This window comes from Psychrobacter sp. CoH-33_TS_01, from assembly GCF_058189395.1.
In genome coordinates this window covers 161,104-174,187 of record NZ_JBVGQI010000006.1, presented here as the reverse complement: position 1 = coordinate 174,187, position 13,084 = coordinate 161,104, and the positions used below count along the sequence as shown (strand labels likewise).

At 45.0% G+C, this 13,084-nt stretch carries 11 protein-coding genes; 3 read left to right on the top strand and 8 right to left on the bottom strand.

Features of this window, described 5'->3' with window-relative positions:
- Positions 1 to 65 precede the first annotated feature (65 nt).
- Together ACZ2XM_RS11005 and ACZ2XM_RS11000 are read left to right on the top strand one after the other, a co-directional pair.
- Positions 66 to 377, top strand: a complete 312-nt coding sequence (locus tag ACZ2XM_RS11005; protein WP_490588827.1) for a YhbY family RNA-binding protein — start codon at positions 66 to 68, stop codon at positions 375 to 377.
- A 126-nt stretch (positions 378 to 503) separates the two neighbouring features.
- Positions 504 to 1,430: a DOMON domain-containing protein gene (locus tag ACZ2XM_RS11000; protein ID WP_490588828.1), complete on the top strand. Its 927-nt coding sequence runs from the start codon at positions 504 to 506 to the stop codon at positions 1,428 to 1,430.
- Positions 1,431 to 1,598: 168 nt separating this feature from the next.
- Here ACZ2XM_RS11000 and ACZ2XM_RS10995 read toward each other — a convergent pair whose 3' ends face one another.
- Together ACZ2XM_RS10995 and ACZ2XM_RS10990 are read right to left on the bottom strand one after the other, a co-directional pair.
- On the bottom strand, positions 1,599 to 2,312 hold the full coding sequence (locus ACZ2XM_RS10995; protein ID WP_490588829.1) for a M23 family metallopeptidase: 714 nt from the start codon (positions 2,310 to 2,312) through the stop codon (positions 1,599 to 1,601).
- Positions 2,313 to 2,601: 289 nt separating this feature from the next.
- A complete protein-coding gene (locus ACZ2XM_RS10990) occupies positions 2,602 to 3,324 on the bottom strand; it encodes a CHAP domain-containing protein (protein WP_490588830.1) in 723 nt (240 codons plus the stop codon).
- Positions 3,325 to 3,566: 242 nt separating this feature from the next.
- Here ACZ2XM_RS10990 and ACZ2XM_RS10985 point away from each other — a divergent pair, with 242 nt between their 5' ends.
- Positions 3,567 to 4,085, top strand: a complete 519-nt coding sequence (locus ACZ2XM_RS10985) for a hypothetical protein (RefSeq protein WP_490588831.1) — start codon at positions 3,567 to 3,569, stop codon at positions 4,083 to 4,085.
- A gap of 289 nt (positions 4,086 to 4,374) precedes the next feature.
- On the opposite strand, the gene lpxC is transcribed toward ACZ2XM_RS10985, so the two are convergent.
- From lpxC to murC, 6 genes are all read right to left on the bottom strand, one after another.
- A complete protein-coding gene (lpxC, locus tag ACZ2XM_RS10980; RefSeq protein WP_490588832.1) occupies positions 4,375 to 5,268 on the bottom strand; it encodes a UDP-3-O-acyl-N-acetylglucosamine deacetylase in 894 nt (297 codons plus the stop codon).
- A 330-nt stretch (positions 5,269 to 5,598) separates the two neighbouring features.
- The gene (gene ftsZ / locus ACZ2XM_RS10975; RefSeq protein WP_490588833.1) at positions 5,599 to 6,765 is read right to left on the bottom strand and encodes a cell division protein FtsZ; all 1,167 of its coding nucleotides are present in this window, start codon (positions 6,763 to 6,765) and stop codon (positions 5,599 to 5,601) included.
- Positions 6,766 to 7,321: 556 nt separating this feature from the next.
- The gene (gene ftsA, locus ACZ2XM_RS10970; RefSeq protein ID WP_490588834.1) at positions 7,322 to 8,599 is read right to left on the bottom strand and encodes a cell division protein FtsA; all 1,278 of its coding nucleotides are present in this window, start codon (positions 8,597 to 8,599) and stop codon (positions 7,322 to 7,324) included.
- Between the two features lie 356 nt (positions 8,600 to 8,955).
- The gene (locus ACZ2XM_RS10965; protein ID WP_490588835.1) at positions 8,956 to 9,864 is read right to left on the bottom strand and encodes a cell division protein FtsQ/DivIB; all 909 of its coding nucleotides are present in this window, start codon (positions 9,862 to 9,864) and stop codon (positions 8,956 to 8,958) included.
- Positions 9,865 to 10,473: 609 nt separating this feature from the next.
- The gene (locus ACZ2XM_RS10960) at positions 10,474 to 11,388 is read right to left on the bottom strand and encodes a D-alanine--D-alanine ligase (protein ID WP_490588961.1); all 915 of its coding nucleotides are present in this window, start codon (positions 11,386 to 11,388) and stop codon (positions 10,474 to 10,476) included.
- 197 nt (positions 11,389 to 11,585) lie between these two features.
- Complete coding sequence (gene murC, locus ACZ2XM_RS10955; protein ID WP_490588962.1) at positions 11,586 to 13,067, bottom strand: UDP-N-acetylmuramate--L-alanine ligase; 1,482 nt, start codon at positions 13,065 to 13,067, stop codon at positions 11,586 to 11,588.
- Positions 13,068 to 13,084: the final 17 nt, after the last annotated feature.

The following is a 13,084-nucleotide window of genomic DNA, read 5'->3' as shown; positions in this document are numbered from 1 at the left end:
GCCAACGTAACCCTTTAAATTTTACTAGCTGCATGCTGCAGCTTTGTTAACCTCTTAGGATATCTATGCAACTTGATAACGCTACTCTAAAACGCCTTAAAGGCATTGGTCATGAATTAAAACCTGTCGTCATGATCGGCAACAACGGTGTTACGCCTGCTATCATCGAAGAAGTTGAGCGCGCGTTGAACGATCACGAACTCATCAAAGTCAAACTGCCTGCCGGCACTAAAGAAGAACGCGAAGCCGCAGGTGAGCAATTAGCGTCAGAGACTAAATCTGAAGTGATTCATACTATCGGTCGTATGGCGCTATTGCTAAAACACAACCCTAATGCCAACCCAAAACTATCTAACCTTATTCGTTACGCTGACTAGTACCACCACGCGAGCTATCCTTATGGAGGCTCGCGTAATTTTAGTCCCTAGCTTTGCCTATTCCATCTAGCCTTATTACCTTGAGCACTCTACGCTAACGACCTCAACCCCCTCTCGACTCCCCCTATGAAAAACAAAGCCGATACCAATCACAGCATTTACCAAACTCGTCGCTTCACCTTGGCATTAGCCACTTCAGCATTAACCCCTACCGAAATTATTCAACTTGAGCAACGCTCGGGTATGAGTTTGGCGCAGCTGGCTACGTTACAAGTGAGCGTGTTAGCAAGCCTTCCTACCGATGCTATTGCCACCACCCCGACCCTTGCGGAGACCTTAACGCCTCAAGCTGTAAAGGCCCATAGTGATGCTAATGTTGGTATTAACGGCAACAGTAATAGCCCATCAGTTGATGCTGAAGACCGCCGCCACGCGCAGGAGTTTAACGCCCATCGCCGGGCTAGAGCCTCAGTAGACGCCGAACCGCGCTTGTATTTAAGCTATTTTATTCATCAGCCGCTACTAGAGCAGCCTATAGATAGTGAGCGATTGGCAGAGCTATTAGGCTGGCAAGCTTGGCAGCCGCAGCAAGTAGCGTTCTGTGACTATCTGTGGGAGCATACCTGTCTAGAGTGCTTTATTGCTGGCGCAGCTAACGAGTATGTCGAAATCAATGCCAGTCCAGTCGGGCCGTATGCGTTATATCATTTTAGCGATTATCGGCAACCGGCTGATCTACCGCCACCGCCTTTATACCGTGGTAGTAGCCTTGCTATTGATAAGCAACCCCTAGCAGACCGCCAACGAGCGCATATTGATTGGCAGTTCGATATGCTGCGCAATCTGAACGCTGATGAGTCCGCGTATCCTTTAGCCCATAGCCTGAGCCGACATTTTAGTCTAGAGCTAAGCCAACTACCGGTAACGCTACTGCCGCTCACTCAGCTACACCCTTGTGTCATTCTGATGCTAGGCGAAATACCACTATATTATGCTCCGCAGCACGCACAGCCAGCAGACTTCCATAATAGAGCGCATTGGCAACCGCTTTAATTTGAGAGCTAATTCTTATAACAATTAAGTAATCTGTACTATTTATCTATAAAGAATGCCCAACTGCAAACAATACCAAGTTATTAATAATACAAAGCAAAAAACACCGATATTAATATCGGTGTTTTATTATATTCAGAGCGCTAAACAGCAGTTATAGACACGAGCCTATCTGCTAGGCGCCATAGCCAAATGAATAGTAGGGTCAGTAGGCTGGCCATTTTTGAGGACTTCATAGTGGACGTGTGGCCCCGTACAACGACCCGTACAGCCCACATCAGCAATTTGCTGACGCTCAGATACCTGCTGGCCGACGCGAACGTGCAGTTTTGAGTTATGACCATAGCGCGATGATAAACCACCACCATGGTTAATCTCAACGAATTGGCCATAGCCGCTGACCCAACCAGCACGAGTCACCACACCGCTACCCGTAGCAAAGACTGGAGAGCCGGCAGGCGCCGCCAAATCAATACCTTTATGGAATTGATTCTTACCAAATATTTGGCGATGACCGTAGCTTGAGCTCACCCGATAACCATCGACCGGACGCGCGGCTAATACCCCACGACTGCGCATAGCAATGACTTCTTGCTCACGCTCAAAATTGCTATGCTTTTCTTCAAGTTGTGACGCTAAAGACGCCAAAGCTTCTTCTTTTACTTGCGCTTGACGGCTCAGGGCTTGAATGGCAGCACTGATTTCATCCGTATTGGCTTCTGTAAAGCTCAACGAAGTCTGGGCTGGCTGCGCCGCATTGATTTGTGGTAAAGCAGGAATACGGCTAGTTTCAGATAAGCTCGTTTGTGCGACGGCGTTTACGAGTGGCAACACCGATATAGCAACGACACCTACCAAAGAACTTTTTAACCATATTTGCATAATTACTCCATCTCTTGTCAATCTTAAGTCAGCTGTCCGGCTGGCGGTAACGAACGGCTAAAAACCAGCCCTTTACCAACGAAAAACTCAGCAATAAGGGCTACTTTATGCTGAGTTTGCGACGATGACGTCGATTATATAGGAATATCATCTAAAGCTGGCGATAGTAATAAAACTACCTAGGTTGCTACAGTTATCCGTAATACTGTATCGGTATGTTTATCTAATATCTAAATATATGCACCAAACTGGTGGTCATACCCCTAGCGGCAATCGGTTGCTATAAAGCTTAGTCTTCTGCCATAGCTAGGTAAATGCCACGGTTAGACGCATCGTCTAAATAACGCGAATCGCGCCAAGTGGTATAAGCATAAGAGCCGCTGTAGGGGCTGATATCATCTTGACGGAAATCTGAAACCCAGCTTGAGCCATCAAAAATTTGGATATGACCATGACGGTGCTTGCTAGAGCGATCATAGACCACGACATCGCCTACTTGTGGTGCCATGCCATTGCTGACTTTAACAAAACCAGCTTTTGCTAAGGTACCGCGGGTAGCATATTGATAAGCTGATGGGTTTGGCGTGAATTCATAACCTGCAGATTGCAGTGCTTTTCTGACGTATTGGGCGCAACGACCGGTACTGCGAGCATGGGCGGCTCTTGAGGCACGGGCTGCAGCGATAGCAGGAGCTGAGCTGCTGCTTAATACCGCAGGGGCGCTATATTGTTGAGTATATTGCTGCTGAGTGGTTAATTTTTGCGCCAAGGTCGCTAAGCGATCTTCTTTTTGTTGGGCTTGGCTGCTTAAATTCTGAATGGCTTGAGAGATTTCATCATCGCTCGAAATACGTGAGCCATTGCTACTACCGTAAGTGCTGCTATAAGAGTAAGTATTGTTAGAAGAACCAAAGTTGGCGCTAGATTGACCCAAGGTATACGATTCAGCGGCAGCGCTAGTTTGTGCCATGCCAAGTGCTAATGCGCCTAAGATTAGTAATGCTTGCTTCATAAAATATTGCCTATGCTTTATTCAAGAATATACTTTAAATCCGATGTAGGTACTGCCTGCTGCATCTGGATAAAGTCATTAAAATACTAAAATCATGGTGTACTTATAAGAAGAGCTGGCCAATTCCCTATCAGCCGTCTTACCGCTCTCTATCCGCGTTATTAATCGTGATAGACTTACTTGCACTATACTTAATTTGCTCATTAAATCGTTTATTACGTACTGGTCTATCGAGAAGCTTTATGTCTAAAATTCCCAATCATCTTGCCACTCTTATTGATCATCAATCTGCGGCTAAGAGCGCTTTACCCAGTAATCTTGCTGCCACGCTTAAGCGTCTTATGCTCGCTACCGCGGAGGTCAAAACTATTCTAGTGGACTGCTTACCAGAAGAAATTTTAGCCAGTTGCCAGGTGGTCGCCGTAACTGAAGAAGAACTGACGCTTAGTGTGCTGTCTCAAACTGCCGCTAACCATATGCGTTATTTACAATCTGACTACGTGCGCTTACTAAGTGAAAACTCGACCACTTTTGCCCGACTTCGTAAGATGCGCATCATCGTGACTGCTACTCCTACCCATCATTTAACCCAAAAAAATAACCAAGCAACACTGGAGAATTATTCTGGAGAATCTCTGCAACCCTATAGAAACAAAGGCTTCAGCGAAACGACAAGGCAGACTATAGCACACGTCGCAAGTCATGTCATCAAAGATGAGCGCTTGAAAAAAGCGCTATTAAAACTGGCAAAAGAGGACTAACAAGATTTTTTAATTGTAATCTTATGTAAACAAGATAACAAAAAAGTAGAATTATAGGCGGGTTATAGCGGATAGTTTTGTATATTCCATGCAACTGTGTTTATCAGCGAATGGGATTAGGCGCACCACCAATGCTAGGATATTGGTGGGCTTGAAAGGGATAAACGGAAGATTTGCTAGTACGATAGGTAAGCTTATGTACTTGATTTAGGCTTTATGATGGTTTATTGCATCAGTGTTACGCAGTTTTGTATTAGTAAGGCAACATTTAGGTTGACATCTGCAGTTTTTAGCCAAAGTAAGAAATTGGACATTTTACATTGTCATCAAATGTTACAACTTGAAAACATTCTGGCGAGGCCAGTACTTTATTCACCAATTGATTGTTAAGAGCATGGCCTGATTTATACGCATTAAACTGGCCTATTATCGGATAACCAATGAGATATAAGTCTCCGACAGCATCTAAAATCTTATGACGTACAAACTCATCGCTAAATCTTAGCCCTTCGCTATTCATAATGCCCGCATCATCCAATACGATAGCATTCTCCATGCTGCCACCGAGCGCTAAGTTATGCTGACGCAATTGCTCAATGTCTTTTAGAAAGCCGAAAGTTCTAGCGCGGCTGAGCTGAGAGACAAAGTTGTCACTAGAAAAACTTAACGTAGCCCGTTGGTAATCTTTGGCAAAAGCAGGATGATCAAAATCAATCTCAAAATTTAGCTCATAACCTGTAAACGGGACCAATTCCGCCCATTTGTCCTCTACCTCTACTCTGACTGGCGCCGTAATTTCTAAAAATTGTTTCAGCTCCTCCTGCTCGCTCAATCCGGCTTGCATGAACAGCTCTACAAATGGCAAAGCACTGCCATCCATGATAGGCACTTCAGGCGCAGAGACTTGAATCAATAGATTATCAATCCCTAAACCCGCCACTGCACTCAGTAGATGCTCTACGGTGCCAATGCGTACTTCGTCTTTGACCAAATTAGAGGACATCATCGTGTCCGTCACTAACGCCGCTTGCGCAGGGATGCGTGGCGAGTTTGGTAAATCTGAGCGCTCGAAGTGAATGCCTTGATTGGGCGGTAAAGGGTGAAAGGCAAGCGCAACGGTTTTACCACTATGTAGACCAATGCCACTAGTGTGAATCGACTGTTTTATCGTGCGCTGTTTCATAGGATACCTGCTAACATTTTTTGTTACATTTATCGCTAGTGTACCATCAGCTATAGCGTAAATACCATGACAACTTAGGACCTGTAAGTTAATAACTGGGTTTTATTTTTCTTATCGCTATGATTTGACTGTTTTTTAGTAAAATATATGCCCTTTGTTAGTAGTAAAGGATAGTCTCTTCTCGCATGGGGCCTATTTACCGATAAAAACCTTATATAAGCACAGCCCTATCGCCTATAAAAAGACATAAAAAAACCAGCGATTGCTCACTGGTTTAATTATTCTACTAAAACATGCTTAGCCGCTCTAAAAATTGGCTGCTAGCGGGTCTTAGTTATTTTGCTGACGTCTTAAGTAATCTTGAATACTGTTGGTTTTCGTTGCCGCCGCAGGCTGTGCTGGTGCAGGAGCTGGGTTACCGCTAGCATTTTTCTGATTGTTTAAAGCCGTAGTATGCTGGGTAGGATCGACCGGCTTAGTGCTGGTCACAGAAGGAATAGGCGCGGCCACATCTTTCTTTTCATCTAAAGTTAAGCCCGTTGCAATAACGGTCACATGCAAGTCATCGCCCATCTTTTCATCGATGACTGAGCCGTAGAAGATATTACCATCATCAATATCAGTAATATTATCAACGATTTCACTGATTTCATTTAATTCAATAAGCGATAACGTGGCTGAAGAAATAACGTTAACAATAAGGCCTTTGGCATTCTCTAAACGCAAGTCATCAAGTAATGGTGATTTGATAGCCTTTTCAGTGGCTTGACGTGCACGATCATCACCGCTAGCACGACCGATACCCATCATTGCATGACCTTTAGCCGTCATCGCCGCACGGATATCGTTAAAATCGATGTTGATAACACCATCAGTAGCGATAGTCTCAGCAATACCTTGTACGGCATGCAATAACACATCATCTGCTTTTTTGAAGGCTTCAGGCATTGAAATGTTGCCGTAAACGCTCATAAGCTTGTCGTTAGGAATGGTAATAATCGAATCTACAAAGTTGGTCAGCTGCTCAATACCCGCTTTAGCGGCTTTAATACGACGGCCACCTTCAAATTTGAACGGCGTGGTAACGACGGCTACTGTTAACAGTTCCATTTCTTTGGCAATGCGAGCGACTACAGGCGCAGCGCCCGTACCCGTACCACCACCCATACCGGCAGTAATGAAGACCATATCAGAGTTTTCTAGCAATTGGCGAATCGCTTCTTCTTCACTCTCAGCCGCTTCACGACCTACTTCTGGGTTGGCCCCAGCTCCTAGGCCACGGTTTGCTTTAGCACCCAACTGTAATTTATTTGGAGCTGATAAGCGGTCTAAAGCCTGTCTATCCGTATTGGCACAGACAAAAGTCACGCCTTTAATGCCTTGCTGTACCATGTGCTCGACAGCATTACCGCCACCGCCGCCAACACCGAACACTGTAAAGCGGGCTTGGCCGTTATTATGAGGTTGATTGTCATCTGACATGGTGTACTTTGACATAAATTTCATTCTCCAGTTGGTGATGGTCATTAGGCAACAAGGTATTATAAACTTGTGGCCTTATTGGGTATTGCCATCAACATACAATATGGTCGATAGGGATAATAATATAATTACGAATAAGCTAGTAACTGCTTAGGCAGTCTCTGATGCTATAGCGACTAGTAATATAATCGCTAATATCCAATAACGCCTTTAAGGCGACTGCACTATGCAGAGCCTTCATCATTGAGGGCATGCTGGTCAGTGGCCGCTACTATTTATCAGCTACTAGCTATAAGTAAATACCAGATGCTACAAGTCCTTCGCGGCACCTATTCAATCTTTATTAACGAATTTTTAGCTATAAACAAGCAGTTTTAACCGGTCGCTTAGCTATTTAGCGGATAGCATAATAAAATAGTCCGCATCATACAATAGCTAGCCCCGCTCGTAAGCTTAGTTTGTTGTATTTCGCAACTAATATTTAGCCTTAAAGTAGCACTATAGGCTATAAGCGCGCAAAACTGCAACGTATCATAATTTTAAGGCCAAATTAGCGCTAACGGCCGCCCCGTTATAAAACGCGTTTCAACACATTATTTAGGCGTTGCATTAACCCGGTTACTTTACTTTGGGTTAAGGCATCCGGTGAGCTCTTTTCGCTATAACGGAACTGATCGCTCTGACTATAAAGTAAGGCACCAAACGCTGTTTGTAACTCGCGCTCATTCACTTCACTGCTCAAGCGCTTAAAAATTTCATCTTCATTATGATGATAAGCACTGATAGCGTCATGCGGATTGGTCAAGTATACCGGCATATTTAACAATTTCTTGGTGAAAGGAATGATGCCGCGTATGGCACTACCGCCACCCGCCAACACCACCCCACGGTCTAAATAGTCGAATAAACCTGCGTCAATCACTTCGCCAAATACGGCTTTGAAGATTTCAACATAACGGGCGGCAATAATTTCAGCGAGGTTATGGACATTGACGGTAATTTCGTCGGTACTGCCTACCGGTCTCACCATAATAAATTGACCTGGGTCGATACTGCTCACGTCTACGGTACCATGACGTTTTTTAAGTTTCTCGGCTTCCACCATTGAGATATTCATCTCAGCGGAAATGTCCATAGTCACCATCAAGCTGCCTTGAGCAATACAGCCCGTAAAAATCAGCTTGTTTTCTTTATAAACACACACGCTAGTTGTGCTGGCACCAATATCAACAATGCAAACACCCTGCTCGCGCTCTAATGGCATCAGGCTATATTCCGCCGTAGAGACCGCATCAAAGAGGACATGGTCGACACTGACATCACACTCTTGCAGCAGCTTCTGAATATTTTGACGGCTGGCTACCGGCATCATCATTAGATGGTACATCACCGAAATTTTATTGGCATACATACCAATAGCGTCATCGACCATAGCCTCTTGGTCATCGACATAAATGCCTTGCTGGCTGTGATGCATCAGATAATAATTGCTAGGCATGTCTTTGGTCTTCGCCAAGCTTAAGGCATTGACGATATCTTTAGTTTGTACGCGCTCATCTTCAATTATGACGTTGCCCACGCTGTTTTTACTAACCAGTTCAGGGGTAGAGAGACTCAGCCACACGCTATGTACGCGGCAATTGGCCATATCTTCAGCAATTTGAATCGCCTGACGAATCGAGCTCTTTAAACGATCCCAATGGCGAATTTGACCTTGATAAAAGTCAACGCTAGCTACCTTGCCCACGCCCATAATGCGAATGTCTGACGCAGACACAACTTGGCCAATCACTGCATAGACGGCAGAGGCACTTAAGTGAATGACAACCAGATTTTCTGTTTTTTTCATTTTAAAAGGCAAACTATTACAATTAGAAGAACCAAAAGCTATCTTTAACCACCAGTAAAAATTAAACCGTTAGTGAAAAATACGCCTTAGGGCCATTAAACTCAAATTTGAAATCAGGGGAATACTTTAGTTACTTTAATAATTGACACTTAAATAATTCGAACTTTAAAACCTAAAGCTTTAATTAAAACTTTGATTGTCAGTCAGCTCGGCCCTTAACTCGCTTAGGCGTTTGCTAAGCAGCCAGCAAGGTAAGAATATAACAGCTACACCGACCCTACTACAACTGACAGCCTTGATTGTACATTTTTCCTTACATTTGACTGTGTATCTGTGCCAAACAGCCCCTATAAAGCTTAATCTAGCACCACATCCGCATCGTTGAGCGGAACGGTGGCTTCAATACGCTCTAAATCAGGAGCATCAGCCGCTTGGGCGAGATTAGGATCACTCGCTGCTGCACTACTGGCCGCTTGATCAGCATTATCATGCCAAGTAATCGTAAAGCCATTTTTATAGCGCAAATCTACGGCTTGGATATTGTCACGCTGCTGGCTCAATTGATTGCTCAACAACTGGCTTAAATTTAATAATTTCTGCGCTGTATTTTCATTATCAACAATCACACGCAAGCCATCATCAAACCGAATCAACCAAGTCATGCGCGGGGTCAAAATAATGTCCACGACTTTAATATCTAGCGGAGCAAACCACTGATTGACTTGCTGCATCTGCTGCATAATGACAGGCGCTTGGTTTTTGCTGCCTTGCAAAGTCACCAGTTGCTGCTGCTCAGTAACTATCTGCTCTACCGGCTCGACAGGCACAAACACCTGCCCTTCTGCATCCACTAAACGTTCGGTACCGAATTTCGCTACCGCTTTTTTAGGTAAAGCCGCGACCACAATACCGCGTTGCCAATCTCTCACTAGACTGACCTCATCAACCCAAGAAAGACTAAGGGCGATGTTGCGCATCGACTGGATATCAGCAATAAAATAATTGCCTGAGGCCTGCGTGCCCATGGTTGCTTTCAAAGCTTGATATTGAGCCGCAGTTAAACCGGTAGGATCGATATAAATATTGGCATTTGGCGCGTTTTGATAGCTGCGAATAGCAAAGGCAACGCTGGCAGCAACGATAATAGCCAACAGCGCATAAACCAGATAACGACCCCAACTTGGCATCACAAAATCGCCGCGGTTGTCCGTTGTATCTGAATTAGACTGTTCAGGAAGTGCTTGGAGTGTCGTGCCGTCTACCATTGATTTTTATCGCATCAAATTTTGAAATTAAATGAAAAACTGCCTTATAGCTTTGCTTAACCTAGCCTCGATTACATGGAGCATCGACGAAATCTCTATTGTTTTATGCGCCTTTTTTATTTGCCAGTACTAATAAATGACTTATCAACACCAAAAGGCTACCAGTAGGCAATAGAAATTTAAGCTTAATATTAGCTTTAGGAAGGTGGCTTACTGAGGTACTAAGGACTAACTGAGGTGCTATTAGCAAGAACTGCCAATTTTCAGACTAAAAATAGATAGGTGTCTAGCAAGATTTAACCAATTTCACAGTGTACGTTATGGCTAATAGTAAACTTTAACTCTATTTAAAGGTACTTAGCATCCCTAAATATTATCATACTACCGTATTTCCACGGCAAACAATAGTTAAACGCTATCTCGTTAAGGGGGATTTACACAATCTTACATATTAATTTACGATTGCGTAAGCTGATAACGCCTCAGCAATGCTTAAGGCAGGTTATCGTAGGGTGACCAGTAGCTATCTCAACGTTTGCAGGACGATTAGGAAAGAACTATTAAGAGAGCTACTAGCTGTCATTATCCCCTAGCAGGCGCTCGCGATTACTATAGTGTCTGCGCCAGAATATGCCAGCATAAGGCTTCAAAATCCATGCCCTTCGCTTTTGCCGCCATCGGCACTAGACTGTGATCGGTCATGCCCGGCACGGTATTAATTTCTAGCAACCAAAAGTGACCTGCTTCGTCCTGCATGGCATCAATACGTCCCCAACCTTTCGCATCGACCGCGCGGAAGGCTGATAAACTTAACGCTTGCAGATACTTCTCTTCAGTGGCAGAGAGACCGCAAGGGATAAAGTAAGAGGTATCATTGCGGTTATATTTGGCTTCGTAATCATAAAAATTGGTGATATCAGCAGGCTCTAAGCGAATCACTGGATAGGCTTCATCATCAATAATGACGATAGTAAACTCACGGCCAGTAATCCATTTTTCTGCCATGACCACATCACCACAGGCCACAGCCATCTCATAAGCACCAGGCAGCTCATCGAGATGATTGACCTTACTCATACCAATACTAGAGCCTTCGTGCACCGGCTTGATAATCAGCGGTAGACCCAAAGTATTCACAATTTGCTGCCAATCCGTATCCGCCGTTAATAAGGCGAATGGAGCGGTCGCAATACCACAGCCTTGCCACAATTGCTTGGTACGCACTTTATCCATACCAATCGCTGAGGCCAAGATGCCAGAGCCGGTCTGCGGAATCTGTAACCACTCAAGCAAGCCTTGCAGCATGCCATCTTCGCCGCCACGACCGTGCAACACATTAAACACACGGTCGTACTGCTTAAGCTCAGTAATATCATTGTGCATGGGATCAAACTGCACGGCATCTACGCCTTGGCTTTGCAGGGCTGACAATACCGCCATACCACTGTTTAAAGACACTTCGCGCTCATTACTGACGCCGCCGCAAACCACAGCCACTTTACCGAACACACTAGGGTCAGTGATATTGTGTAGGGTTTGGCCGGTGGCCTCACTATCGTTTGCAGACACTTCTGCATTATTTAAGGGCGCAGTAACGTTATCTTGCAACATCGGGGGGACAGCTACCATAGTATAAGTTCTCAATCAGTCAGTAATAAATAATGGCATAAACACACCATAGCATAAGGCAGTAAACATCGGCGTTAAAAAACCCCTAACGGTTATTTATTCACCTTTAGGTATAGGTCATTGGCCGCTAAATCTAGCGCAATCTGACCCACGTTACCTGCACCTTGGGTGATTAATAAATCGCCAGCTTGTAGCAGTCGTTGCATCACTGGAGCCAAGTGATCTTTATCTACCAAAGTGGGCTCCACTTCTCCACGCAAGCGGATACTGCGGGCGAGCGACTTGGTATCTGCCCCCATGATAGGACTCTCCCCTGCCGAATACACATCCAATAACAGCAGCTCATCGACGCTAGACAATACTGCGACAAAGTCATCATAGCAGTCACGGGTACGGCTATAACGGTGCGGCTGAAATAATAGCACGATGCGGCGCTCCGGATAGCTCTTACGCGCAGCTTTAATGGTGGCTTCGACCTCTTTAGGATGATGGCCGTAATCATCGACCAACAGCACATCGCCGTCGCCATAGCTCACACAGGCTTGATGCTCAAAACGACGACCAACACCGGCGAACTTCTGTAGTGCACGTTTGATGGCATCGTCATCCACCCCTTCGTCCGTTGCCATGGTGATAGCAGCCAAAGCGTTATACACGTTATGATCGCCCGGAATATTCAAGGTCAGCGGTAACGGCTCACGGTCTTTACGCAATACAGTAAAATGCGTTTTAGTGCCTTCCACTAAGATATCGACCGCTTGCACATCATTATGCGACTTAAAACCGAAGGTCAAGACCGGACGACCAATATCGTCAATCATGTCATACAGTTCGGTATCATCGCCACAGACTACGGCCAAACCGTAAAAAGGCATATTCTGTAAAAATTGAATATAAGCGGCTTTGAGTTTGTCAAAGCTGTTCTCATAAGTTTCCATATGGTCTTGGTCGATATTGGTGACAATAGCGGCCATAGGGTGCAACGATAAGAATGAGGCGTCGGACTCATCAGCTTCCGCTACGAGGTAACGACTGCCGCCTAACGCAGCGTTTTTACCTGAAGCATTAAGCTTGCCACCGATCACATAGGTAGGGTCTAAACCGGCTTCATCCAACATGGTCGTTAATAAGCTGGTCGTAGTGGTTTTACCATGCGCCCCAGCCACTGCAATACTGTGACGATAACGCATTAGCTCACCCAGCATATCGGCACGACGTACTACAGGCAGACGCGCTTTTAATGCGGCTTGAATCTCAGGGTTTTTACGATCGATAGCGGTAGATACCACCACCACATCAGCATTGGCAATGTTTTGTGAGTCATGACCGATATGGACTTCGATACCGACTTCACGCAACCGCTCGGTGACTGGCCCTTCTTTAATGTCCGAGCCACTAACCACATAGCCTTGGTTATGCAAGACTTCAGCGATACCACACATTCCTGAACCACCAATACCAACGAAATGAATATGTTGAATGCGGCGCATTTCTGGAATCTCAATTAGGCGTTTAGGCAAAGCTTGGGCCGCAGTTGGCTGGCCTGTGGCTGTGTCGTGGTCCGTATCGCTCATAGTCGCAAAAGGCATAG

Excerpts from the sequence above, each read along its gene's own strand:
- ACZ2XM_RS11000 (WP_490588828.1), top strand. The coding sequence starts at position 504 with ATGAAAAACAAAGCCGATACCAATCACAGCATTTACCAAACTCGTCGC.
- ACZ2XM_RS10985 (WP_490588831.1), top strand. The coding sequence starts at position 3,567 with ATGTCTAAAATTCCCAATCATCTTGCCACTCTTATTGATCATCAATCT.
- ftsA (WP_490588834.1), bottom strand. The coding sequence starts at position 8,599 with ATGAAAAAAACAGAAAATCTGGTTGTCATTCACTTAAGTGCCTCTGCC.
- ACZ2XM_RS11005 (WP_490588827.1), top strand. The coding sequence starts at position 66 with ATGCAACTTGATAACGCTACTCTAAAACGCCTTAAAGGCATTGGTCAT.
- ACZ2XM_RS10965 (WP_490588835.1), bottom strand. The coding sequence starts at position 9,864 with ATGGTAGACGGCACGACACTCCAAGCACTTCCTGAACAGTCTAATTCA.
- ACZ2XM_RS10990 (WP_490588830.1), bottom strand. The coding sequence starts at position 3,324 with ATGAAGCAAGCATTACTAATCTTAGGCGCATTAGCACTTGGCATGGCA.
- murC (WP_490588962.1), bottom strand. The coding sequence starts at position 13,067 with ATGAGCGATACGGACCACGACACAGCCACAGGCCAGCCAACTGCGGCC.
- ftsZ (WP_490588833.1), bottom strand. The coding sequence starts at position 6,765 with ATGTCAAAGTACACCATGTCAGATGACAATCAACCTCATAATAACGGC.
- ACZ2XM_RS10995 (WP_490588829.1), bottom strand. The coding sequence starts at position 2,312 with ATGCAAATATGGTTAAAAAGTTCTTTGGTAGGTGTCGTTGCTATATCG.
- lpxC (WP_490588832.1), bottom strand. The coding sequence starts at position 5,268 with ATGAAACAGCGCACGATAAAACAGTCGATTCACACTAGTGGCATTGGT.